Genomic DNA, 23,604 nt, shown 5'->3' with positions numbered 1-23,604 from the left:
ATTGATTGTTTTTAAGTAATTTCGCAGTCTTAACATGACCATTCCAGATTATGATTACAGAAAAAAACAATACTACATTAACATTTGAGGATTTCAAAACTGAGGTATTAAACGACTACAGAATTGCAATAACCAGCCGTGAATGTAGCCTTTTAGGTCGTAAAGAAGTATTGACAGGAAAAGCCAAATTTGGAATATTTGGTGACGGAAAAGAAGTGCCACAGCTTGCTATGGCAAAAGCCTTTAAAAATGGCGATTTCCGTTCTGGATATTACCGCGATCAGACTTTTATGATGGCGATTGGCGAACTGACTCCAAAACAATTTTTCGCAGGTCTATACGGTCATACCGATTTAGATTTTGATCCAATGTCAGCCGGAAGACAAATGGGCGGACACTTTGTAACGCACAGTTTAAACGAAGACGGATCCTGGAAAGACTTAACAAAACAAAAAAATTCAAGCGCAGATATATCACCTACAGCCGGACAAATGCCAAGATTATTGGGATTGGCTCAGGCTTCAAAAATTTACAGAAATGTTGATGGCATTACCATCAAAGATAAATTCTCTGTAGATGGAAACGAAGTGGCTTGGGGAACCATTGGTAATGCAAGTACTTCTGAAGGCTTGTTTTTTGAAACAATAAACGCCGCAGGAGTTTTACAAGTTCCGATGGTTATGAGTGTTTGGGATGATGAATACGGAATTTCGGTTCATGCAAAACATCAAACTACCAAAGAAAATATCTCTGAAATTCTAAAAGGATACCAACGCGACGAAGATTCTAAAGGTTATGAAATTTTTAGAGTTAAAGGCTGGGATTATGCTGAGCTGGTTTCGACTTACGAACGTGCCGGTGCTATTGCCCGCGAAGAACATATTCCTGTTTTAATTCACGTTAATGAGTTAACACAACCACAAGGACATTCGACTTCTGGTTCTCACGAACGTTATAAAAATGGAGACAGACTGGCCTGGGAAAGAGATTTCGATTGTATTCGTCAGATGCGTTTATGGATGATTGCGATCAATATTGCATCTCCTGAAGAACTGTCAGAAATTGATTTTGAATTGAAAAAAGAAGTCCTGGAAGCTAAAAAAGAAGCCTGGAACTCTTTCATCAACCCAATTATTGAAGATCAAAAAAATCTTTTGGCTTTATTGGAGCAAATTGCAGAAGCAAGCATCAATCATAAAGAAAGAATTAGAAAATATATTTCAGAATTAAGCGCTATTAAATCACCTTTAAAAAAGGAAATGTTGGTTATAGCGCGCAAAATATTGCGTTTTGTTGAAGTCCCAAACAGTAAAGTTTTATTATCTAACTGGATTACGGATTACATTTCAAAAACACAACCAAGATTCAGCAGCCATTTGCATTCTGATTCAGAATTAAATGTTTCGTCAGTAAAAAAAGTACTTCCTGAATATGCAGATAATGCAAAACCGGATTCAGATGGCCGAATGATTCTTCGTGATAACTTTGACGCTTTGTTTACCAAATATCCTGAAACATTGATTTTTGGTGAAGATGTTGGAAACATTGGTGATGTAAACCAAGGTTTAGAAGGCATGCAGGAAAAATACGGAGAACTTCGTGTTGCCGATGTCGGAATTCGTGAAGCTACCATTATAGGTCAGGGAATCGGAATGGCTTTGAGAGGTTTACGCCCAATTGCTGAGATTCAATATTTAGATTATTTACTATATGCGATTCAAATCATGAGTGATGATTTGGCTACATTACAATATAGAACTGTTGGAAAACAAAAAGCACCATTAATTATCAGAACCCGTGGGCACCGTTTAGAAGGTATCTGGCATTCTGGTTCTCCAATGGGAATGATTATCAACGCTATTCGTGGAATCCACGTATTGGTCCCAAGAAACATGACCCAGGCTGCAGGATTCTATAATGCTCTTTTAGAGACTGATGAACCAGCTTTAGTAATTGAATGTTTAAATGGATATCGTTTAAAAGAAAAAACACCTTTGAATTTTGGTGAATTCAAAACGCCAATCGGTGTGGTTGAAACATTAAAAGAAGGTTCAGATATTACTTTAGTTTCATACGGTTCAACGTTGAGATTAGTAGAACAAGCGGCAACTGAATTATTAGATTTAGGAATAGATTGTGAAGTAATTGATATTCAGTCATTACTTCCATTCGATATCAATAAAGACATTGTAAAAAGTATCGCTAAAACAAATCGTTTGTTAGTAATCGACGAAGATGTTCCTGGTGGAGCTTCAGCGTTTATTTTACAACAAATTTTGGAAGAACAAGATGCTTATATTTATTTAGACAGTAAACCGCAAACTCTGGCTGCAAAAGCTCACAGACCGGCTTACGGAACTGATGGTGATTATTTTTCAAAACCTTCTGCTGAAGATATTTTTGAAAAAGTGTACAGCATGATGCATGAGGTTAATCCTTCTAAATTTCCTGATTTATACTAAGGATTTAGTTTGGTTTTAGATATAAAAAAGCTCCAATATTTGGAGCTTTTTTTGTGCTCTTTTGTCATTTCGACGAAGGAGAAATCACAAGCGTTGATCGACAAAGATTGACGATTTTCTTTGCGGAATTTCTGATGTTATTTCTCCTCAGTCGAAATGACATAACATGCGCATATCAACTATTTTGAAAAAAACCGTTTAAACCCGCGTCATCCGCGTGCCATTTTCAAAACAATCAAACTATTTCGACCCCAAAATTGCTCTTGCTTTTTCTAAATCTTCAACCGTATCAATTCCGATTCCGACATGAGTCGTTTCGACCATTTTAATACGTTTTCCGAATTCTAAATATCTCAATTGCTCTAACTTCTCAGAAGCTTCCAAAGATTTCATCGGTAAGCTATAAAAATCCAATAAAGCTTGTTTTCTAAAAGCATAAATTCCGATATGCTGAAAGTAACGCACACCAACAGCTGCATCTCTTGGATACGGAATAACCGAACGTGAAAAATACAACGCAAACTGCGATTGATCCACCACCACTTTTACATTATTTGGATTGTTGATTTCGTCTTCATCTGTAATTTCACGCATTAATGAAGCTAAATCAATTTTGCGATCTTCATCGTTTTTAAATACAGACAAAACCTGTTCAAGAGGCCCCGCTTCAGTAAAAGGTTCATCACCTTGTACATTTACTACAATATCAACATCTAAACTCCCAACAGCTTCTGCAATTCGGTCACTTCCTGATTCGTGTTCTTTGATGCTCATGATGGCTTTCCCTCCATTAGAAACAATCTCATTAAAGATTAAATCAGAGTCGGTTACAACAAATACATCATCAAACAATTTTGTTGCAACAGAAGCTTCGTAAGTTCTTAGAATTACAGTTTTACCGCCAAGATCCTGCATCAGTTTAGCAGGAAAACGTGTTGAAGCATATCGTGCCGGAATTACAGCTATTATTTTCATTTTGGAATTTATTTTAAACGTAAACAAATGTAACTATTCAGATTCAAGTTTAAAAGAAATTACTTTATCAATAGATTTCCCTAATTAAATGAATTGGTCACATTTCTCCACGCTTCCACAGCTATTTTTATAAACATTAAAAAAATTACAATTTGATATTCAAAACTTATCAGTTTAATTACAAATTGTAAGATTTTTTTTAATTAGTTTTGTATGATTTTAAATACAAATATTTCGTAATCAATTGTTATTAAGATTTTTACAAAAATATAATTCTCACTTAAATTTCAGAAGCCATGAAAGAAGAATTTAAAATTAAGAATGCAGAAACTAGTGATTCTTTAAAAAATGAATCACAAAATGATACTGCAAATGTTGTAAAACTGATAGAACAAATTGCAGAGCGTTATCCTAAAAAAAATGCTTTAATTGATCATTCAAAAAAGATTACTTATCAAAATCTTAATGAAAAAGCAAATCAGTTAGCACATTTTTTACAGAGCAGGGGCATCAAAACGAGCAGTAAAGTTGGAGTTTGTATTCCGCAGTCAGCAAATCGTATAATTGCTTTTTTGGCTATTTTAAAAACAGGAGCTGCGTATTTGCCTATTGACGGTGATCTGCCTCAGGCCCGAATAGAAATGATGATTTCTGATTCAGAAATTGATTTAATGCTGACAGTAGATTCTTTTCCAGATAAAATAAAGAGCTACGAAAATATATGTGTACCAATAAACTTATTGTTTGAAGATAAATCCTTTTTAGAATTATCAGTTGAAACCCTTCCAATCCCTATTACACCCAACAATCCTGCCTATATAATTTATACTTCAGGAAGTACAGGAATCCCAAAAGGAGTAATTATCGGCCATCAGTCGTTCTCAAATTTTGTACAATATCAGGCTGATATTCTGGGCTTATCGAATGAAAGCATAACACTTCAATTTGCCTCTCCCAGTTTTGATGCGGCGGTAATAGATATTTGGACACCTTTAATAAAAGGTGCAACAATTTATTTATATCCAAATAATAAAATTGTTGGAGAACCGCTTTTAGATTTCATTATCAATAACAATATTGACACTATTCCTTTATTACCTCCTATGGTTTTAGCTTCGCTGCCACACAACAGACCAATTGGAAACCTTAAAACTATAGCAATTGGCGGTGAAGCCTGTAGTGAGAACACTGTAAAAAATTGGTATAAAAAAATTCGATTAATTAATAGTTACGGACCTACAGAAGCTACAGTAGCAGTCACCAATTATGAATTCAAGACCGAAGTAAATCCAAGAATTATAGGAGCTGTAATGCCGTTTACTAGTTTATTGCTATTAGATGAAAATTTAAAACCTGTAATCGAAGGTACCGTAGGAGAACTTTATATTGGTGGTGATCAATTAGCTTTAGGATATTTAAATCGTCCCGAGGACACTAAAAAAGCGTTCATAAAAACTCCAGAATGGCTTTTAGAACAAAGTAATTTAAAAAAAACACTCTATAAAACCGGAGATATGGTTTTATTAAGAGAAGATGGCAATTTAGAATTCTTTGGCCGAAAAGACGATCAGGTCAAAATAAGAGGATATAGAATTGAACTAGCTGAAATTGAACACAATATTTCGAAACTGCCTCAAATTTCGAATGCGGCATTAAAAGTTCACAAAAAAGAAAATGGACTACCTGCCTTAGTTGCTTTTGTTCAGTTGAATAAAACAAATGATGATGAGATAAAATCATTACAAAATATAAGAGCAAAACTACAGCAGGTTATGCCCACGTACATGTTGCCCGATAAGTATGTGATAGTAGAAAAAATGCCAATAACACACACAGGAAAAATCGATAAATCTATCCTCAAAATTCCTGATAACCAAATAAAAAATAATAGCACTCCAAAATGGAAAGAAGATAATCTCTCGGAAATTGTAAAACACATCTGGAAAGATTTATTATCAGTCGAGGCTGTAGAAGAGCATGAAGATTTTTTTGAATTAGGAGGTCACTCTTTACTACTGGCTCAACTTCATACAAAACTTCCTGAACCGGTACGAAATCGTATCAGCCTTCCTGAGCTTTATATTTTTACTACCATTTCGTCTTTTGTAAAAGAGGTTGAAAAAAGAATGCTGGAGACAGAGGTCTCTCAAAAAAAGAAAGCAGAAGAAATGGTTAACGAATTAGTTAAAGATGCTGAACTTCATATCGATTTTACGGTAAATGACCTACCTGATCCGATAGTCTTAAAAAATCCAAATTCAATTTTTTTGACTGGCGTAACAGGCTTTGTGGGATCTCATTTATTAGAAGAACTTTTGCAGCAGACAACAGCAAAAATTTATTGTTTAGTGCGTGCCGCAACTCCGGAAGAAGGATTAGAGCGAATTAAAAAAACTTTTAAAAAATTTAAACTTTCGTGGCAGTCTGATTATGAAAATCGAATTACTGCTGTAATTGGAGATTTGTCATTACCTCGTTTTGGTATGGATACAGAAAATTACAATTTTATTACCGAAAATATTGAAGTGATTTATCATTCCGGAAGCTCGGTAAGTTATGTGCAACCGTATCCGTTAATAAAAAAATCAAATATTGATGGCTTGCATAATGTTATTGCTCTTGCTGTAAACAAAAAGATAAAATATCTCGTATTGTTGTCTTCAATGGGCGTTTTTAGCTGGGGAAGACCATTTACAAAAAAAACGTGGATGTATGAAGATGATGCTATAGATCAAAATATGGATGCAGTGTCTCGCGATTTAGGTTATATAAAAAGCAAATGGGTAATGGAAAGTATTGCTGAAAAAGCTAAAATGAAAGGGCTTCCAATCATAAATTTCAGACTGGGTTTTGCCGTTTGCCATAGTACTTCCGGCGCTACAGTTATGAATCAATGGTGGGGCGCATTAATTAGAAGCTGTGTGAAGCTTAGATCATTCCCACTCGTTATGGGACTAAAAGATGAATTAACCACAGTAGATTATATGTGTAAGGCGATTATGCATATTAGTAAAAAGAAAGAAGCTGTTGGTCTTAATTTTCATCTTTCTCCTTTGGCAGAAAACGATGTTTCTCTAACTGATTTTTGTTCTAAAATGAATGAGTATTACAGTACAAATTTAGAAGGAATGGAATATCATCAATGGCTTAGTCAATGGAAACATGATACCAATTTGCCTATTTATCCTTTACTCAGCTTGTTTACAGAAGATGTACACGAAGGGAAATCATTAGTAGAAGCTTATGAAAACACCTATTATTATGATAGAAGCAACACCAGGCAATTTCTGGCAGATACTAATCTGACACCACCGATTTTTGATAAAAATTTAATGACTCCTTACTTAAAATTTATGGGGATTTTTAAAGATTAAAATTGCTATAATAAAAGGGATAACATAAAATCATGTTATCCCTTTTATTATTTCTATAATTCTTTATCTAACAAATTTTAATATCAATACCATTTTGATTTATATCTGCTACTCTTATTTATGTGAAGAAAACCACGAAAGTTTATTAAAAAATGAACTTCCAAAATTCCCGATTGATTTCATTACTAAAATAAACAAATTTAGAAAATGGCAAGACGCGCAATTGTCTATTTTGGGGAGAATACTATTATTTCGAAGTATTAAAGAAGTTTTCAATATCGAACTTAATAAAAAGAACATACTTTATAATGAGTATGGAAAACCTTATTTTAAAACAAATCCAATTCATTTCAGCATTTCTCATTCAGAAGAAATTGTCGTTTGTACAATAACAGTCGATTCTGAAATTGGTATTGATATTGAAAAAATAATCCCCATAAATATTTATAATTTCGAATCGCAAATGCCCCCTAATGAATGGTTAAAAATCATTTCTTCTGAAACCCCCCAAGTAGCATTTTATGATTATTGGACAAAAAAAGAAGCTATCGTAAAAGCTTATGGATACGGCCAAACAGTAGATTTTGCGTCTTTTGAGATTTTACAGAATACAACAACAATTAATACTACTCAGTTTTACTATAAAGAAATTAAAATTGATGAAAACTACAAATGCAATATAGCGAGTAAGAAACCTATAATTGATACCTTTCTTTCCAAAATAAGCATCATGAAAAAATCTTAACCGAAGTCATGCTCAACGAACCAGCCAGCAATTTATCATTAAACAAACTTAATTCTTCTGACTTTTCTTTTAAACCTAAAGTATACAACAAAGGCAAATAATGATCCGGAGTTGGTATTGCCAATTGAACTGCTTTATTCATTTTTTCATAATCCATTAGAGGCTGAAAATTTCCATCCAACAAATAATTATTGATGGTTTCTCTGGCTTCAATTGCCCAATCAAAACCGTAATTATCTTTATCAAAATTCCTGAAATCAACCAAACGTAAATTGTGAACAATGTTTCCACTTCCAATAATTAAAACACCTTTATGACGAAGTGATTGCAGTTTTTGCGCCAGTTCAAAATGATATTGACCGGATTTCGTGTAATCAATACTTAACTGAATTACCGGCACATTTGCTTCCGGGTATAAGTGTTTGATAACGCTCCATGCCCCATGATCTAGCCCCCAATGTTCGTCTAAATCGACATGAACCGGTTCTAATATCTTTTTAGTTTCAATAGCCAATTCGGGACTTCCTTTTGCAGGATATTGCACATCAAAAAGTGCCTGCGGAAAACCTCCAAAATCATGAATGGTTCTTGGCATTTGCATCGAAGTAACCTTCGTTCCATTGGTAAACCAATGTGCCGAAATACACAAAATTGCATTCGGCTGTGGCAATGTCTTGGCCAAATCACGAAAACCAGCCACAAACTGATTTTCTTCTATCGCATTCATCGGACTGCCGTGTCCTAAAAACAAAACCGGCATTTTATCGGTATTCGAAAACGTTGATGAAATCGAATGTAAGTCGTTTAGTGTTGTCATCTGAATATATAATTAAACACGGATTTCACGAATTATCACAAATGCACTGTCAAAATAAATTCGTGCTAATTCGTGGCAAACTTTACTCTATAAAACTCTCGTCTTTAAATCCTATCAAATATAACTTATTTTTAGCACGTGTCATCGCTGTATAAAGCCACCTGATATAATCACGATCGATTCCGTTTGGTAAATAGGGCTGTTCGATAAAAACGGTATCCCACTGCCCTCCCTGCGATTTATGACAGGTTATGGCGTAGGAGAATTTCACTTGTAATCCGTTGAAATACTCGTTTTCTTTTACTTTCTGGAATTTCTTATATTTTGTACTTTCATCTTCATAATCTTTCATCACCTCCTCATACAAACGATTTGATTCTTCATATGTTAAGGACGGAGATTCACTTTTAATCGTGTCCAAAAGTAAAACTGTTTCAAAAGGTTTTTGATCCGGATAATCGACCATTCTGATTTTTACTTTCGCAAAAGTAAAACCGTACAGTTCTTTGATTCCGAACATCTCCAACACTTCAATAATATCTCCGTTGGCAATAAATCCGGCTTCATCGGTTTCTTTTAACCAGAAATAATTATTCTTCACTACCATCAAAAAATCGCCAACTGAAAGTTCGCTTTCCTTAAATAAAATTCGGGTTCTAATCTGTTCGTTATATTGATTCGCCCTTTTATTAGAACGCACAATAAATGCCGTATCTTCTATACTATAATTGCTGTAAGCAGTATTTATCGCATCCTGAATATCATAACCATCCGTTAAACGAACGATATCTTTAAACTTTTTAACGTTGAATTTAAACTCCGTAATAAAGCTTTCTTTTAGTAATTCCCGTAATTCAGTCGCATTGTATAAAATTCCGGAATTTTCTTCCTGACGCATTACTTCGTCGAGTTCGATATGTTCAACTTCCTTATCGTAGTGAATGCCCAAAGTTTGAATATCAAGCGCAGGGCTAATATCTAGATTCACCGGAGGCAACTGGGCGGTATCTCCCAAAAGAATCATTTTGCAATTGGTTCCCGAATAAACATACTGAATCAAATCGTCCAAAAGGGATCCATTATCGTACAGCTTCGAATCCGAATTACTATCAGAAATCATCGACGCCTCATCGACAATAAAAATCGTGTTTTTATGTTTGTTGACCTGTTTGGTAAAAGCCACGCCTCCGCCAGATGATTTTTTAGGGAAATATATTTTTTTATGAATTGTAAAAGCAGGCGTATTCGAGTAATTGGCAATTACTTTTGCCGCACGACCTGTTGGTGCAAGCAAAACAAACTTCTTATTAATTTCCCCCAGATTATTTACAATAGTCGAAATCACCGTTGTTTTTCCGGTTCCCGCATATCCTTTCAATACAAAAATGGTATCATTAGCAGGTTCGGTTAAAAAAATGGCGATTTTTTGAAAAAAAATATCTTGTTTATAAGTAGGTGCAAAAGGAAATTTTCTTTGTAAAACGCCGTAAAACAGTGCTGAATTCATAAGGTAAAATTGAAATACAAAGTACGGTTTTTTAAATGGCAATATCAATTTATAAAATTCCAATTTTAAACTCCAAATTCCAATATAATGACAATTTCAAAAAAATAAAATTAAATCATAAGTATTTAAAACGATACAAATATTAAAAAACAAACTGACGCATTAAACTGATTCATTAAAGCAAAGAGCTTCAAAAAAAGATTTATTTGAGGTTGGAATTTAAAAAATTGGGATTTTATTTTTTTACCACTTATGTGGTGGAAAAAAGCTTAACATTGCCTTAAAATCTATTTAAAATTGTTTTTTGAAATTGCAATTATTATTCTTGCTTTTTAATTTGTAAGTTTGTGTTCGAATTAAATTCTTTCTTGATACCACAACAGGTAATGAATTGAAAATCAAATTATGGCATTTCAAAATACTAATATTACATCAAAAAATTATAAAAAGCTTTCTATTCAGGTTTCCCTGACCGGATTTTCTTTTTGTTGTTTTGACACCTTAAATAATACCATTACTTCGTTTAATGAAATTCATTTTGATCCGACTCAAAAGGCAAATAAAATTGAAGAATCATTTAGTGATGCTTTTAAAAAATATCCGGAACTAAAAGATACTTATGACGAAATTATGGTAATTCATAATAACAATCTTTCGACTTTTGTTCCAACTGCGCTTTTTGATGAAAATTATTTGGGCAGCTATTTACAATACAATACAAAGGTATTTGAAACTGATTTTTTTACTTTCGACACCATTTCAAATTATGAAATGAATGCAGTTTACATTCCGTATGTAAACATCAATAATTTCCTGATTGACAATGTTGGATCTTTTGATTACAAACATGTTAATAGCATTTTAGTCGAAAAAATTCTTGACGCTTCAAGAAATAATGACGACAAAAAAATGATCGTTAATTTTAATCCGGAGCATTTTGAAATTATCGTAGTTCAAAATCAAAAACTATTGTTATTCAATTCTTTTGAATATCAGACGCCTGAAGATTTCATCTATTATATCCTTTTTACGGCCGAACAATCGAATTTAAATCCAGAGGTTTTTCCACTCGAATTGTTAGGTACTATAGAAAAAAATGACCCTTTTTATGCCATCGCGTATAAATACATTCGTAATGTTTCCTTCTTAGATGTAAGCACATTACAAGAAAAAAACAATTTTTCTGTCGCACAAAATCAAAAACATTATATCTTATTTCAATCATGAGAATCATTTCTGGAAAATACAAAGGACGCCGCATTTTTCCGCCAAAAAACCTTCCTGTAAGACCTACAACTGACATGAGTAAAGAAGCATTATTTAATGTTTTGAACAATCATTTTAGTTTTGACAGCTTAAAAGTTTTAGACTTATTTTCAGGAACTGGCAATATTAGTTTTGAATTCGCTTCACGCGGAAGTGCACCAATAACCTCTGTTGACGGTGATTTTGGTTGTGTAAAATTCATCAAACAAGTTTCATCAGAATATGATTTTAATATCGCTGCAACCAAAAGTGATGTTTTTAAATTTCTGGAAAACTGCAAAACCTCGTACGACATTATTTTTGCCGATCCGCCTTACGGATTAGATCAGGCTGCTTTTGAAAAAATAGTGCTGACTGTTTTTGAAAGAGATTTATTGCATGAAGATGGCATGATGATTATCGAACATTCAAAATATACCAAAATGGAGCATTTAAGCAATTTTTCTTTTCAGAAAAATTATGGAGGTTCTTTTTTCAGTTTCTTCGAATTGAATTCTACGGATGATGATGAAGAATTACCGGACGATTCATCTGTAAAAGTTACCGAAGAAGACGAAGGATAGTTTCCTTTTTATGTTTTATCTAACTCTGTCTTGATTTTCGTCGTTATTTTTCTCTTTAAACTCTGTCTCTTTTACCTTTCCAAAAGAATATTTTATTGTTAAAGAAATCTCATGATTATCGACGACATATCTTGCCTTAGAATTGACAGTATTAATAGTAAATTTTTCTGTTTCAATATTATTTTTAAAAACGTTATTACAGCTTAAGGTGCAATTCCATTTTTTAATAAACGTTTTTGAAACCGCCATATCGACTATAAATCTGGGGTTTGTCACAAAAACACCAGTATATTGCTTTGTTAATCCCCAAAAATTCAAAACAAAAGAATACTCTTTTGGAAGTTTAAATTCGTTATTTGAGCTATAATAGCAATATGGTTTTGACGCCAGGAATGCCGCAGATTTATCTTCAATTTTTTCTAAAATAAAAACCAAAGAATTAGAGGCTGTCCAAAATTTATGCGTGAACGGCAATGTAAAATCGGCTGTAAATCCAGAACTTTTATCAAAATTTATATCTTGAAAAGTCATTATATTTTTTTGATCGTCAAACGAAAAACTGTTGTGGACAGGATCTTTGGCGTAAGTATAACCCAATTTAACCGATTTATCATGATATTGAAAAGTGGTCGAAATTTCGTTAATAATTGTTGGACCCAAATTAATATTCCTTGCATATAAAAAATAAGGATTAATGTAAGTGGCTCCCTGACTTAGAGATGAATAATTGGGCCTTCTAATACTTTTAGCGTAGTTAACAGAAATACTTTTAAGACTGTCGATTGGAAATGTAAACTGTGCTTTCGGAAAAAAATTTGTGTACTTTTTATCCAATAATGGTAAAGCATCATCTCTAAATTTTCCAATTATACTTGAGTTTTCAACCCTAAAACCAAGCGAGAAACCGGCTTTTTTTAATTTTACCGGACAATTGAGTATATCCTGATAAATTTTCCTCTTTAAAGTCATAGTTGCTTAATTGATTCTGATTGTTTTCCGTATAAAAAATAGCAACATCAGATTTAGAATTTGCGGATGAATACAGTCCGCCTATTTCAAATTTCATTTCATTTTTGAGCTTTTTCTCAATATCAATTCTTCCTGAAAAATAATTTATTTGAAATTTCTGATCCCTGATTTGAGCCAATTCAAATTGTGTATCGTTATAATTATTATTTACTTCCGTAAACAATCTCTGATCGAAATTAGAATATTGTAAGCCTGTAAAGATCTGCGCATCAATCGGTTTTATTTTTTTCTGATAATTTAAAAATGAGTTTACAAAATTCTTTTTACTATCATTATCGCTAAAAGTCAAAACTTTATTTTCTGTATCTTTATTCTTATTATCCGTTATCGTATTGATCGGAAAAGCATCAGATTGTAACTTACCATTAATATTAATCGAAAAATAATCATCTTCATTTATTTTGTAAAATAACCCACTGCCAAAAACATATTGTTTTCTTTTTGTATCGGCCGTCACATCATACTTAGAAGCAATTTCTGCTGTTGGAATTTGATAATCGATACTATGACCTTCCCAAGGATTTAATCGATTGTAGTTAAAATTAGCTTTCAACTCCAGTTTATTTTTTTTGAAATTAGAGTTGAATCCGAGATAATTGTTATAGTTTTTTTTAAACGAAGCTACCTCAGAAATCTTCGTTCTAAAACTGTCTTTTTTACTAAACTTTCTTGTAATCAAAATCACAACGCGACCCTCTGCTTCATACTTAGAAGACGGATTCTGAATAATTTCGATCGTTTTGATATCGGCGACAGCCAAAGCATTTAAATCGTTCATACCGACCTTTTGATTGTCAATATAAATTAGCGGGTTTCCTTTTCCGATAACCGAAATACTTTCCCGATCAGCACTAATTTGAACCGTTGGCATTTTGGCTAATAGATCTAAAGTATTCGGGATCGCATTGTAAATTGAATTAGAAACATCCAATTTTATATTCCCATTTTGATTCGAAAATGATTTTTTATTTTGAGTAATAACAACTTCGTTTAGGTTATTCGAAATACTATCTTTTGGTGTTTTATTTTGGGCATTTCCAAAAAGAGAAAAACAAAACAACAATAGGATTATAAAAAGTTTTAGCGGCAAATAAACATTCATTTAAAAAGATTTTGGTTTAGATTGAATACAAAAGTGCTTCTAAAAAAAGGTTGCGAAGGTTAATTGAAGGTTAATGCGGAGTTAACGTGCTTTTTATACCGTAAAAGCATTAATTTTGAATTGAGAAAATTTGCCCACAGATTTTACTGATCAGCGTTCAGTAATCTCACGCAGATTCCGCAGATTGAAGCAGATTTAAAAAGATCAATTTTAATCTGCTAAAATCATTTTAAATCTGCGTGAAAAATAAAATAAATCCGTGTAAATCCGCGTCATCCGCGAGCCATAAAAAACTAATGAAACAAAGAATCAATTTATTAATAGCATTTTCGATTGTCGCGCTGATCGTTTTATCGACTGTGCAATGCTATTTGGTAAAAACCACTTATGATTTTAAAGTGGCGCAGTTTCATACTGAAATCAAAAATGAAATTGCTCAGATTTCAAATAATTACAGTGATATAGATTCCGTTATTGTCTCTAAAAAAGAAGCACTATACAAACAATTATCAGAGAATTATCTTCAGGGAAAAACGAATAAAATTGACATTAAAAAAGCCATTCTTGAAAGTGAATTTAGCGATGCATTAACGCAGAAAATCAAACGGAAATTTGAAAGAGACTTACCCAATCTGAAAATTGATTTTGCAATCGTGCTGAACAAATATATACTGTATAAAAACGCAAAAAAAGCAGATACTATTTTTTCTGAAAAACCCTTTATTCAAAACAAATTATACGGCAATTTAGCTTCTTTAAATCATGCCTTTTTGGTTCGCAATTATGTTGGAACAACAAACGGAACTTTTGAAAATCAGGATTATAAATTATTGACGGAAGATTCGATGTATGTTTCTGTTATTGATTGGGAAATGATTATTTTAAGACGGATGACTTTAGTTTTAATTTTATCCTTACTTTCCATTTTAACGCTCATAACTCTTTTTGTAATTGCCATTAAAGCTTTAATCAAACAGAAAAAAGTGAGTGATGTTAAAACTGATTTTATCAATAATATCACGCATGAACTCAAAACACCATTGGCAACTTTAGGTATCTCTACCAAAATTTTGGAACAGAAAAACATTCGTGACAACGATGAAAATTTTAATGCGATAGTCAATACGATTTCGCGCCAGAACAATCGCCTTCAAAATTTAATTGATCAGGTTATGGCAAATTCATTGGCAGAAAATGAAATCGAATTGCAAAAAGAAAAAATAGAAACCGAAGATTTTTTGCTCTCAATTGTAAATGATTTTAAAATTACATTTCCAAAAATTAATCTTAAAACCGATTTTCAAACTCAGAAAACAATTTTGGTTTTAGATAAATTCCATCTGACAACCGCTTTTTTAAATGTTTTGGAAAATGCTGTAAAATATGGTTCAAAAACGATTACAATAAAAACCAGAATCATAGAAAATCAGTTTTCTATCAGTATTGAAGATGACGGAATCGGAATTGAAAAGAACAAGCAATCGCTTCTTTTTGACAAGTTTTATCGCGTACAACAAGGAAACCTGCACAATACAAAAGGGTTAGGTTTAGGTCTTTATTATGTAGATCAAATTATAAAAGCGCATCAGGGCTCTGTTAATGTTGTCAGTGATTTAGGAAAAGGAACGCAGTTTACTATTTTATTAAAAGTTTAATTACCTTATTTTGAAAAAATTACTTTTAGCCGAAGACGATTTTGATTTTGCTGCAATTTTAAAACAATATTTAGAACTGCATCAATTTGAAGTAATCTGGGCAGAAAATGGAGAAATAGCTTTAGACTATTTTAAAAACCAAGCTTTTGATATTTGTGTTTTTGATGTAATGATGCCCAAATTGGACGGATTTTCATTGGCCGAAAAAATAATTACAATCAATCCCGAAATTCCATTCATTTTTCTAACGGCAAGAAAGTTAAAAGAAGACAAAATCATTGGATTAAAACTAGGTGCAGACGACTATATCATAAAACCTTTTGAAGTCGACGAACTAATTCTGCGTTTGCAGAATATTTTAAAGAGAATCGAACAAAAGAGAAGTCTGGATGGAAATAATATAATTGAAATTGGCTCTTATATTTTTGATAATGAAAGATTAACCCTCAATAATAAAAACCACGTTCAGCAGCTCACAGAGAAAGAAGCTTCTCTCATTGAGTATTTATATCTAAACAACAACCAGTTATTAAAGAGAGATCAAATTTTAATGTCTGTCTGGAAAAAAGACGATTATTTCTCAGGGCGAAGTATGGATGTTTTTATCAGCAGGCTTAGAAAATATTTTAATTCAGATCCAAAAATCAAGATTGAAAGTGTTCGTAATATTGGTTTGGAATTTAAAATAGAAAAGCCCTGACGAATCAGAGCTTTTAAATGTTTTCTTATAAAATTAATTCCCAATTACCCAGCCTAAGGTAAAGTTTACAAGGGGCACAAATTCAGTATCGTATTTATCAAAATTCACTCCCGGGCCTGCACTAAACTCCAGATTAAACTTTCTTTTGTAAGTACGTTGAAATCCCCAAAGCGCCCCTACTGTGAATGAAGGAACCGCTTCGCTATATTTATCATTTGTCGAAATAGATTCAAAATTATAAGCCGCAACTAAGCCAAGATAATTTCCCGAATTAAAAGCGGTTCTTTTCCCTTTTGCAGCTCTTTTTTCAAGATTGTAATAATGACGAAATTGTTCAACGATTTGTGGAAAAAAAGCAAAATTTGAATCGTAAGAATTCGCAGAGAATCCTAAACCTAAACTTGCTTCAGAGTACAAAGTGTTTTTAGAATCAAAACCATGTTCATAAACGAAGCCTGGTAAAAACATATTAACCTTAAATTGATTTTTTTGAACGGATGTAACTGCTTCATCCTGTGCCTGAATAGTATTTAAAAAAAGAACAGCTAGAAATAAGAACAAGTATTTTTTTTTCATTTTGGTTTTTAATTGGTTGTGGCAAAAATAGCATTTAAACAATACAACCCACTTAAAGCTTAAAATATTTTCTTACAGATTGAATTTTATAATTGACATGTAATACTGCAAATCATATAAGCTTGTTAAATAATTGTATAACAGTTCTGAAGAATTTTGAAGTTACATTTGATGTGAATCTTAAAAACATAAATCATGAACCTAAAAAGACTTTTTGGAGCAGTGCTTACCATTCTGGGAATTGTGGGCCTTATTTACACCGCAGTAATTTTTGCTGATACTTCAGGAGGAGAGCGAGATATTAAATCGCTAATTATTTACGGAATCCTTGGAATCGTTTTCTTTACATCCGGAATCAGTTTAGTTCGAACTACAAAAGACGAATCATAGCATTTACATTAATGCTATTGTAATCTTTTCGTAAAGAGGAGTTTTTACACCATATTTTAAGCCTTCGTTGACTACAAATTGTGTCAACGAAGTTACTTCTGTTTTTCTGCCTGCCAATAAATCCCTGTGCATAGACGAAGTCGCTTCTTTAGGCGATTTTTCAAGTTTTACAATAGTTTGATTTACAATATCTTTTGGCAATTGCAAACCTTTTGCTTTGGCAACCGCTTCAATTTCATAAAGCAATTCTACATACACTTTCATCGATTTCTTGTTCTTTAGTACTTCTCCAATGTTTTGGTTCAAATAAGAAGTTACTGAAGCCAATGCCGAGATAAAAATAAATTTTTCCCAAACGATTTCCTCAATATTGTCAACCAAATAACTTTCAATTTTAGCTTTTTGAAAGATGTTTTGTAATTCTTCTAATTTAGCATTTGAAGTCATTTTAGAACCAAAAAATAACTTTTCATAAAAGCCCATTTTCCTAATAGTTCCTGGTGAAGCAATCATCGAAATAATATAAACACAACCCTGTAAAATCTCATTTTCAGGAAATATTTTTTTGATACGTTCAGGGGCATCAACTCCATTGTATAAAGGAAGAATTATCGTTGCAGACGTAATACATTTTTGCAGCGAAAGCAAACTTTCTTTAATATCGTACGTTTTTGTGGCACAAATTAAATAATCTAAAACACCAATTTCATCCGGATTATTTGAAACCAGTTTGGGATGCGCAACCATTTCAGAATCGTCGTTGACAATTTTCAATCCATTCTCAGCGATTGCCTCTTTTGTTGCTCCTCTGGCTATAAAAACAATCTCAACTTCAGCTGAGTTATAATAGGCTTTCGCCAAAAGTCCACCGAAATATCCTCCTACTCCACCAAGTCCTAAAATTCCAATTCTTTTCATAATTATTTAAAATTCCAATTTTTAAATTCCAAATTCCAACTAGCTACGATAACAAAAGACAAAATAAAAAACAGCGCAAATCCGATTAAATCCGCGTCATCCGCATGCCAAAACTACTCCTCTATAACAGGATCCAAATTCAGTTCCGTAAAATCATGCTCTGTTTTCGAAATTATAATTGTGGCGACTGTATTTCCAATTAAGTTTGTTATTGCCCTTGCTTCACTCATAAATTTATCAACGCCTAATAAAAAAGCCAAACCTTCAACCGGAATTTTATGAATCGCTGTCAAAGTCGAAGCCAGAACAATAAATCCGCTTCCGGTAACGCCCGCTGCGCCTTTAGACGTAATCATCAAAATTCCTATGACACTCAGAATTTCTGCGAAACTCAAATGCACATCATACAACTGCGCAAGGAATATCACTGACATCGACAAATAAATCGAAGTTCCGTCCAGATTAAAAGAATAACCCGTCGGAATCACCAGTCCTACAACCGATTTACTACAACCCATTTGTTCCAGTTTCACCATTATACTTGGTAATGCCGCTTCCGAAGAGGAAGTTCCGAGAACCAATAAAAGTTCTTCTTTAATGTATTTTAGAATCGAAAGAATATTGATTTTATAATATCTCAGAATAGTTCCTAAAATCATAAATACAAATAAGGCCATGGTCAGATAAACACAAAGCATCAATTTTCCTAGCGGAATTAATGTTTCTAATCCGAATTTACCAATCGTATAAGCCATTCCTCCAAACGCACCAATAGGAGCCAAATACATTACATACTTTAATCCTGTAAAAACTACTTTTGAGAAACGTTCCAGAATCAAAATAGTCTGTTCTCTTTTTTGATAAAAATTCAATGCAATTCCACAAACAATCGCAGCCAAAAGAACCTGTAAGGTAAAATTAGAAAGGAAAAACTGCAGCCATGAAAAATTCTCTGCAGCATGATTTGTGTACTTACTTGCATCCTGCAAAGCCAAACCTGATTTATCAATTTTGCCTGGTTGAAAGAAATAGGCAACACCAACACCAATTGCCAATGAAATGGTCGACACCACTTCAAAATAGAGTAATGCTTTCACACCAATTCGGCCTACTTTTTTCAAGTTCCCCATCCCTGAAATTCCTAAAACAATTGTCAGAAATATAATTGGCCCAATAAATAGTTTGATAATATCAACAAATGTTTTACCGACAATTTCCATTTTCACACCATTTTCAGGTGAAAAATGTCCGAGCAAAACTCCGGCAATTATGGCAATCAAAACCCAAAAAGTAAGATTGGTGATTATAGAATGAAGCGTGCTTTTCTTAGTTTTCGGAGAAGCATTTGGAGTAGTGATATTCATGAAAGTGATTTAGAGCTTTCACAAATATATAAAAAATGCAGACCTATAAGCCGGATTCTGTCCCTGATAAATCAGGGCCTTATCATTTATCTAGATCCAGCATTACTACTGGACTCGAGCTACCTACCCTTCAACAACGGACGAGAAGCCCTTAAATGCTGATATACTTGGTATTTCACCGCATAGAGTTTACCTGGTTTCACTACAGCATTACCTGTACATACTTTCTGTTGCACTTGTCCTTGCCCCGACGAATCGGGACCGACGGGTGTTACCCGCTATGCTTCTCTTTGGTGTCCGGACTTTCCTCCCCCCAACGAATTGAGCGACGATAAGGCGGTCTGCGGTGCAAAAGTAGCGATTTATCAACGAAGAATAGGGCATTTAAATTTCCGATTTTTATAATTTTTTCATAACAATTTAATTTTAAATTGGTTACCTTTAAAATCCTTAATTTTTAAATTCACTTATCATGACAAGAATGTATCACTACGCAACTGTTTCAAAAGCTTTAGATCAACTTCATGAAAAAGGATTTACATGTGATTTTAATCTGAACTCGGACATGATTAAAAAAAATCCTGAAAAATTTGAAATTGTACATGTGTATCGATACGAAGGGGAATCAGATCCAGGCGATGAGGCAGTTGTATACGGAATTAAATCGAATTCAGGCAAAAAGGGCGTTTATGTAGCAGGCTTCTCCGCCGACTCCGACCAGGAAACCGCAAAATTTTTATTTGATTTGAGTATAAAGGGAAGGTGATTTTTCAGGAGCTAATCCTGCTGTCCTTCCAAATCTTTTGTGTCCGCCGCGGCGGACACAAAAGGATTTTCCCTCCCATCAGGGCTAGGGCACTCAGTTTCAAAAGAAGTTAATAATCTTGTCATTTCGAGGAACGAGAAATCACATCCAGAGAGCACGAACTGTAAATCCGTAATGTGATTTCTCGTTCCCCGAAATGACAAAAATGAGAATAAAACTTTACGACCATTGCGAAAATTCCTTGCATTCTTTGCAGCTAAAAACAAAAAAGTCTATCATAAAAATGACAGACTTTCAAAACAGCACGCAAATAAATTACGCCGTTGGTATCTTTAGTTTCCAACCCGGTTGAATCAAATCCGGATTTTTAATAATATCTTTATTCGCTTCGAAAATATCCTGCCACGAAACGCCATACTCTTTTCCTATTTTTGACAAAGAATCTCCACTTTTCACTGTATATTCTGTAGTCGTTCCTTCTGCCACTTCAATATTCATCACTACATCAGCCGATCTGTAATCAGGATCTAATGTTCCGTAGCTATCCCAAAGTTTCTCTTTATCATCTGCAGATTTTGCTGTGCCATCAATGTACAATACATTATCTTGTTCTCTTACTTGCAGGTTTTTTATACCTAAAGAAGAAGCGAGATTTGTTAACTCTTTATATTTCTCTTGTAAACTCATAACATTATTATTTAATAGTTAATTTGTTTTCTACTTTTTTAGGTTTCAATTCCTGCACGCTTTGAATAAGTGGGGCCAATTGGCTTCTTTTAATTTCACCGGAAAGCGTTACAACACCTCCTACAACAGTAGCACTCACGCCATCGTAAGCTTTTACAACATCACTTACCGATTTATCTAAATCAGCATCTGAATTAATTATAACAGCTGCAGCAGCAGATTCAACATTAGGAACCGGAATTTGGCAGTTATTGATTACTGTTTTTACTCCTTTAACTGCTTTAACAGAACTTTCAATATTTTTTTTGAAAGCATCATCATCGCAAGTTCCCACAATAGTGGCAACACCTTCGTGAACTGTGACTTGCACACTTGGCGTGTTTAGTTTTTCATTAATTTCTTTTTGAATGTCTGCATCCTTAGGAGCACATGCTACTAAAGAAAAAGCAAGACTCATTCCCAATAAAATAGATCTGATTTTCATAATGATATTTTTTTAGTTTTTTAACCTCTTAAAGTTAAAGAATTAAATATCAATATTTTACAAAATAACATTATCAAATTTATATTATTTCCAGTTTATTAGTGATTAGTCTCAGTCCCAGCTTTCAGTGCATGAGACTGAGACTGTAAACTGAGACTGTGACTGAGACTAAGACCTATTCATGCTGCTTCACATCATTATATTGCCAAAGTACATTTATTATTTTCCATTCTCCATTTTCCTTTACAATATGCATATAATCTATCCAGGTATCTGCTATTAATTTAACAGATGCTGTTCTTGCAGAAACATCCAATAACTTTACTTCTTTTCTTGGGTTTTTCGGAAACTTATCTCCTTTTACATTATACGTTTCCGCAAGAATAATCATGTTCTCTGCAAAATATTCTGATACAAAATCTTTCTGGGCAGTCTTATTTCTAAAAACCGATCTTTTTACCAAACGAGGATGCAAAGCACTTTCCATCAATTTTGGATTTGGAGTATGCTGTGACTCGATATAAGCTAAAGCAACACGCTTGATATCAATCGAATCCTGAGCCGTTTGAGCCTGAAGCTGAAAAGAACAAAGTACAATTACAATTAAGAATAGATGTTTTTTCATAAAGTAAGTTTTATTGATTAGTGAATGGTTGTAATATAAGCAGTAATAATTCCAAATCATTCATAGAAAATTATGATAAACATTTTGGAAAGAAAAAAACTAAAATTCAATAGAAGGCGACTTATTGTTGTCATGACTTTCAAATATCACATCTTTCCTGTTTTGTTTTATGCAAACTTCATTATACTTTTTGATAGCTACAAAAATCTGATTTTCCACAGCAGCTAACTGATCAGCTAATGAAAGTATTGATTCCTGCCTTTTGAGTTTAAAATCAGACTCCAAATTAACCAAAGTTCTTACTAAATGGGTATTCAATAAATCATTTGCTTGTTTTACTTTACTAACTGCATCTTTATACAATAATTTATTCTCGCACATCATACTGAATTTCTTGGCGTAAAATGCAGTTTGTTCTAATTCTTTTTTATCTATTTTTTTTGACTTTTGAAGTTTAGATGTGAATTCAACAACCAACTCTGTTTTATGTTTAAATTGATCTTTTAGTTCTACCCACTTTTGATTAATTTCGGATTCATCCTGAGCAAAAAGATTTAAGCTTTGTAAAAGAAAAAATATCGTTATAATAATTATGTTTTTCATATATACTCAATTAACTTCCTAATTTACCGTATCGCTGTTGTTCCGAAAAATATATTATTATCGTTTTTCCATTCTTTTTGTACGGATAAAACAATTCATAAGTTCCGTCGCTGGCACTATATCGTAGCTCATTACTATTCTTATCAAATATTGAATTTAAATATTCTCTTTCTTCTTTCGTTGTTTTATGGATATATCTTATTTTTTGAGGATGTATAGTGTCCTTCAAATTACCTTCAAAATAGTGATTAAAACCTAAATAAACCGGAGAGCCTTTAAGCGAATCTTTGACAATTAATGTTACGCTTGGAAAATTATCATCAGTACTCGATAAAATTTTTAAGGTGTTTGCCGTTTCTTTAATATACTCTTCAGAAAAAGTATAATTGACTAATTTGTCATTGTTTGCTTTGTTGTTATCCACTATCGATTTAGCAGATTCAATCAGCATTTTTTCTTTTTTGCTTGAAGTCAAATAGTCTCCTCCAAAAAGAATTAAAGCTAGTAATGGGAAAATTAAAAGCAAACCAATAAACTTCAATCTGTTCGATTTTTGATTAATAGCGTCCAGATTATGTTTTTCGGCAATTCTGGTTAGATTAAACATAATATTAATAATTAATGAGCCAAACATAAGCGCAAGAATTCCGAAAACACTGAAATAAAAAGTTTCAGTCATATTTTCTCTAAAAACTTTCAACCCAAAAACCTGAATCATTATAAAAGTAAATACCCAGTAAACTAATAAAAGTATTGAAGTGATTCCGATAACATTGCTTAATTTAATTATTTGTTTTGCGTTCATTGGTTTTTATAGTGTTTGTTTTTTTCAGTAAAAAAGATTTTTTGTTTCGGATTAAAAATAGTCCATTTTTTATTACAAAATAGTAATCAAACAATATTTCATAAGAAATAATTAAAGCAAAAAACTTCAATTGCAAAACGCAACTTTCTCTAAAAAAACAGGTTACTTTTTAATGTTCAAAACACTTAAAA

22 protein-coding genes and 1 other RNA gene are annotated in these 23,604 nt (G+C 32.9%); 9 read left to right on the top strand and 14 right to left on the bottom strand.

Features of this window, described 5'->3' with window-relative positions:
- Window positions 1-50: 50 nt before the first annotated feature.
- On the top strand, window positions 51-2,462 hold the full coding sequence (locus IHE43_RS11005) for a thiamine pyrophosphate-dependent enzyme (protein ID WP_192187971.1): 2,412 nt from the start codon (window positions 51-53) through the stop codon (window positions 2,460-2,462).
- Window positions 2,463-2,702: 240 nt separating this feature from the next.
- Here the strand turns inward: IHE43_RS11005 and kdsB are convergent, their stop codons facing one another.
- Window positions 2,703-3,437: a 3-deoxy-manno-octulosonate cytidylyltransferase gene (kdsB, locus tag IHE43_RS11000; RefSeq protein WP_192187970.1), complete on the bottom strand. Its 735-nt coding sequence runs from the start codon at window positions 3,435-3,437 to the stop codon at window positions 2,703-2,705.
- A gap of 296 nt (window positions 3,438-3,733) precedes the next feature.
- Between kdsB and IHE43_RS10995 the strand changes: the two genes are divergently transcribed.
- Together IHE43_RS10995 and IHE43_RS10990 are read left to right on the top strand one after the other, a co-directional pair.
- Window positions 3,734-6,811 carry a non-ribosomal peptide synthetase gene (locus tag IHE43_RS10995; protein WP_192187969.1) on the top strand — a complete coding sequence of 1,026 codons (3,078 nt, stop codon included), beginning with the start codon at window positions 3,734-3,736 and terminating at the stop codon, window positions 6,809-6,811.
- A 94-nt stretch (window positions 6,812-6,905) separates the two neighbouring features.
- Window positions 6,906-7,556, top strand: coding sequence for a 4'-phosphopantetheinyl transferase superfamily protein (locus tag IHE43_RS10990; RefSeq protein WP_192187968.1), 651 nt, complete (start codon window positions 6,906-6,908; stop codon window positions 7,554-7,556).
- Here the strand turns inward: IHE43_RS10990 and ygiD are convergent.
- Both ygiD and IHE43_RS10980 read right to left on the bottom strand, forming a co-directional pair.
- Window positions 7,540-8,373 carry a 4,5-DOPA dioxygenase extradiol gene (ygiD, locus tag IHE43_RS10985; protein WP_192187967.1) on the bottom strand — a complete coding sequence of 278 codons (834 nt, stop codon included), beginning with the start codon at window positions 8,371-8,373 and terminating at the stop codon, window positions 7,540-7,542. The genes IHE43_RS10990 and ygiD overlap by 17 nt on opposite strands.
- Before the next feature lie 82 nt (window positions 8,374-8,455).
- On the bottom strand, window positions 8,456-9,880 hold the full coding sequence (locus IHE43_RS10980) for an ATP-dependent RecD-like DNA helicase (protein ID WP_192187966.1): 1,425 nt from the start codon (window positions 9,878-9,880) through the stop codon (window positions 8,456-8,458).
- Window positions 9,881-10,285: 405 nt separating this feature from the next.
- On the opposite strand from IHE43_RS10980, the gene IHE43_RS10975 reads away from it, so the two are divergent.
- On the top strand, window positions 10,286-11,107 hold the full coding sequence (locus IHE43_RS10975) for a DUF3822 family protein (protein WP_192187965.1): 822 nt from the start codon (window positions 10,286-10,288) through the stop codon (window positions 11,105-11,107).
- Window positions 11,104-11,709, top strand: coding sequence for an RsmD family RNA methyltransferase (locus IHE43_RS10970; protein WP_192187964.1), 606 nt, complete (start codon window positions 11,104-11,106; stop codon window positions 11,707-11,709). Before IHE43_RS10975 ends, IHE43_RS10970 begins: the two co-directional genes overlap by 4 nt.
- 15 nt (window positions 11,710-11,724) lie before the next feature.
- Here the strand turns inward: IHE43_RS10970 and IHE43_RS23880 are convergent, their stop codons facing one another.
- A complete protein-coding gene (locus tag IHE43_RS23880; protein ID WP_255514111.1) occupies window positions 11,725-12,678 on the bottom strand; it encodes a TonB-dependent receptor domain-containing protein in 954 nt (317 codons plus the stop codon).
- Window positions 12,596-13,840 (bottom strand): outer membrane beta-barrel protein, encoded by a 1,245-nt coding sequence (locus tag IHE43_RS23875; RefSeq protein WP_255514110.1) that lies wholly within the window; start codon window positions 13,838-13,840, stop codon window positions 12,596-12,598. The genes IHE43_RS23880 and IHE43_RS23875 overlap by 83 nt, the downstream gene beginning before the upstream one ends.
- Before the next feature lie 296 nt (window positions 13,841-14,136).
- Here IHE43_RS23875 and IHE43_RS10960 point away from each other — a divergent pair, with 296 nt between their 5' ends.
- Both IHE43_RS10960 and IHE43_RS10955 read left to right on the top strand, forming a co-directional pair.
- Window positions 14,137-15,495, top strand: a complete 1,359-nt coding sequence (locus IHE43_RS10960; RefSeq protein ID WP_192187963.1) for a sensor histidine kinase KdpD — start codon at window positions 14,137-14,139, stop codon at window positions 15,493-15,495.
- A gap of 10 nt (window positions 15,496-15,505) precedes the next feature.
- Window positions 15,506-16,195 (top strand): response regulator transcription factor, encoded by a 690-nt coding sequence (locus IHE43_RS10955; protein ID WP_192187962.1) that lies wholly within the window; start codon window positions 15,506-15,508, stop codon window positions 16,193-16,195.
- Window positions 16,196-16,228: 33 nt separating this feature from the next.
- On the opposite strand, the gene IHE43_RS10950 is transcribed toward IHE43_RS10955, so the two are convergent.
- Window positions 16,229-16,771: a DUF3575 domain-containing protein gene (locus tag IHE43_RS10950; RefSeq protein ID WP_192187961.1), complete on the bottom strand. Its 543-nt coding sequence runs from the start codon at window positions 16,769-16,771 to the stop codon at window positions 16,229-16,231.
- Window positions 16,772-16,966: 195 nt separating this feature from the next.
- Between IHE43_RS10950 and IHE43_RS10945 the strand changes: the two genes are divergently transcribed.
- The gene (locus tag IHE43_RS10945) at window positions 16,967-17,161 is read left to right on the top strand and encodes a hypothetical protein (RefSeq protein WP_192187960.1); all 195 of its coding nucleotides are present in this window, start codon (window positions 16,967-16,969) and stop codon (window positions 17,159-17,161) included.
- A gap of 3 nt (window positions 17,162-17,164) precedes the next feature.
- Here the strand turns inward: IHE43_RS10945 and IHE43_RS10940 are convergent, their stop codons facing one another.
- The 3 genes from IHE43_RS10940 to rnpB form a co-directional block, all read right to left on the bottom strand.
- Entirely contained in the window at window positions 17,165-18,079 is a 915-nt protein-coding gene (locus IHE43_RS10940) for a ketopantoate reductase family protein (RefSeq protein ID WP_225585466.1), read from the bottom strand.
- Window positions 18,080-18,192: 113 nt separating this feature from the next.
- On the bottom strand, window positions 18,193-19,443 hold the full coding sequence (locus IHE43_RS10935; RefSeq protein ID WP_192187959.1) for a cation:dicarboxylate symporter family transporter: 1,251 nt from the start codon (window positions 19,441-19,443) through the stop codon (window positions 18,193-18,195).
- 30 nt (window positions 19,444-19,473) lie between these two features.
- Window positions 19,474-19,791, bottom strand: an RNA gene (gene rnpB / locus IHE43_RS10930) — RNase P RNA component class A.
- Window positions 19,792-19,915: 124 nt separating this feature from the next.
- Here rnpB and IHE43_RS10925 point away from each other — a divergent pair.
- Window positions 19,916-20,209: a hypothetical protein gene (locus IHE43_RS10925; protein WP_056194495.1), complete on the top strand. Its 294-nt coding sequence runs from the start codon at window positions 19,916-19,918 to the stop codon at window positions 20,207-20,209.
- Window positions 20,210-20,524: 315 nt separating this feature from the next.
- Here IHE43_RS10925 and IHE43_RS10920 read toward each other — a convergent pair whose 3' ends face one another.
- The 5 genes from IHE43_RS10920 to IHE43_RS10900 all read right to left on the bottom strand — a co-directional run bounded on the left by IHE43_RS10920 (window position 20,525) and on the right by IHE43_RS10900 (window position 23,413).
- Window positions 20,525-20,896, bottom strand: a complete 372-nt coding sequence (locus tag IHE43_RS10920; protein ID WP_192187958.1) for a LysM peptidoglycan-binding domain-containing protein — start codon at window positions 20,894-20,896, stop codon at window positions 20,525-20,527.
- A gap of 7 nt (window positions 20,897-20,903) precedes the next feature.
- Complete coding sequence (locus tag IHE43_RS10915; RefSeq protein WP_192187957.1) at window positions 20,904-21,380, bottom strand: BON domain-containing protein; 477 nt, start codon at window positions 21,378-21,380, stop codon at window positions 20,904-20,906.
- A gap of 175 nt (window positions 21,381-21,555) precedes the next feature.
- Window positions 21,556-22,005 (bottom strand): nuclear transport factor 2 family protein, encoded by a 450-nt coding sequence (locus IHE43_RS10910; protein WP_192187956.1) that lies wholly within the window; start codon window positions 22,003-22,005, stop codon window positions 21,556-21,558.
- 99 nt (window positions 22,006-22,104) lie between these two features.
- Complete coding sequence (locus IHE43_RS10905) at window positions 22,105-22,608, bottom strand: LemA family protein (protein WP_192187955.1); 504 nt, start codon at window positions 22,606-22,608, stop codon at window positions 22,105-22,107.
- 10 nt (window positions 22,609-22,618) lie between these two features.
- Window positions 22,619-23,413 (bottom strand): peptidase, encoded by a 795-nt coding sequence (locus IHE43_RS10900; RefSeq protein WP_192187954.1) that lies wholly within the window; start codon window positions 23,411-23,413, stop codon window positions 22,619-22,621.
- Between the last annotated feature and the right edge of the window lie 191 nt (window positions 23,414-23,604).

The sequence above is a fragment of the Flavobacterium sp. MDT1-60 genome, from assembly GCF_014844035.1.
Lineage (GTDB): Bacteria > Bacteroidota > Bacteroidia > Flavobacteriales > Flavobacteriaceae > Flavobacterium.
The sequence above is the reverse complement of the archived record's forward strand: the minus strand, read 5'-3'. Positions and strand labels throughout refer to the sequence as shown.

Bases quoted from the DNA above. Each gene is read 5' to 3' on its own strand.
- IHE43_RS10995 (WP_192187969.1), top strand. From the start codon at position 3,734: ATGAAAGAAGAATTTAAAATTAAGAATGCAGAAACTAGTGATTCTTTA.
- IHE43_RS11005 (WP_192187971.1), top strand. From the start codon at position 51: ATGATTACAGAAAAAAACAATACTACATTAACATTTGAGGATTTCAAA.
- IHE43_RS10910 (WP_192187956.1), bottom strand. From the start codon at position 22,005: ATGAAAAAACATCTATTCTTAATTGTAATTGTACTTTGTTCTTTTCAG.
- IHE43_RS10950 (WP_192187961.1), bottom strand. From the start codon at position 16,771: ATGAAAAAAAAATACTTGTTCTTATTTCTAGCTGTTCTTTTTTTAAAT.
- IHE43_RS10915 (WP_192187957.1), bottom strand. From the start codon at position 21,380: ATGAAAATCAGATCTATTTTATTGGGAATGAGTCTTGCTTTTTCTTTA.
- IHE43_RS10935 (WP_192187959.1), bottom strand. From the start codon at position 19,443: ATGAATATCACTACTCCAAATGCTTCTCCGAAAACTAAGAAAAGCACG.
- IHE43_RS10905 (WP_192187955.1), bottom strand. From the start codon at position 22,608: ATGAAAAACATAATTATTATAACGATATTTTTTCTTTTACAAAGCTTA.
- IHE43_RS10920 (WP_192187958.1), bottom strand. From the start codon at position 20,896: ATGAGTTTACAAGAGAAATATAAAGAGTTAACAAATCTCGCTTCTTCT.
- IHE43_RS10975 (WP_192187965.1), top strand. From the start codon at position 10,286: ATGGCATTTCAAAATACTAATATTACATCAAAAAATTATAAAAAGCTT.
- IHE43_RS10940 (WP_225585466.1), bottom strand. From the start codon at position 18,079: ATGAAAAGAATTGGAATTTTAGGACTTGGTGGAGTAGGAGGATATTTC.
- IHE43_RS10960 (WP_192187963.1), top strand. From the start codon at position 14,137: ATGAAACAAAGAATCAATTTATTAATAGCATTTTCGATTGTCGCGCTG.
- IHE43_RS10980 (WP_192187966.1), bottom strand. From the start codon at position 9,880: ATGAATTCAGCACTGTTTTACGGCGTTTTACAAAGAAAATTTCCTTTT.
- IHE43_RS10945 (WP_192187960.1), top strand. From the start codon at position 16,967: ATGAACCTAAAAAGACTTTTTGGAGCAGTGCTTACCATTCTGGGAATT.
- kdsB (WP_192187970.1), bottom strand. From the start codon at position 3,437: ATGAAAATAATAGCTGTAATTCCGGCACGATATGCTTCAACACGTTTT.
- IHE43_RS23875 (WP_255514110.1), bottom strand. From the start codon at position 13,840: ATGAATGTTTATTTGCCGCTAAAACTTTTTATAATCCTATTGTTGTTT.
- IHE43_RS10925 (WP_056194495.1), top strand. From the start codon at position 19,916: ATGACAAGAATGTATCACTACGCAACTGTTTCAAAAGCTTTAGATCAA.
- ygiD (WP_192187967.1), bottom strand. From the start codon at position 8,373: ATGACAACACTAAACGACTTACATTCGATTTCATCAACGTTTTCGAAT.
- IHE43_RS10970 (WP_192187964.1), top strand. From the start codon at position 11,104: ATGAGAATCATTTCTGGAAAATACAAAGGACGCCGCATTTTTCCGCCA.
- IHE43_RS23880 (WP_255514111.1), bottom strand. From the start codon at position 12,678: ATGACTTTAAAGAGGAAAATTTATCAGGATATACTCAATTGTCCGGTA.
- IHE43_RS10900 (WP_192187954.1), bottom strand. From the start codon at position 23,413: ATGAACGCAAAACAAATAATTAAATTAAGCAATGTTATCGGAATCACT.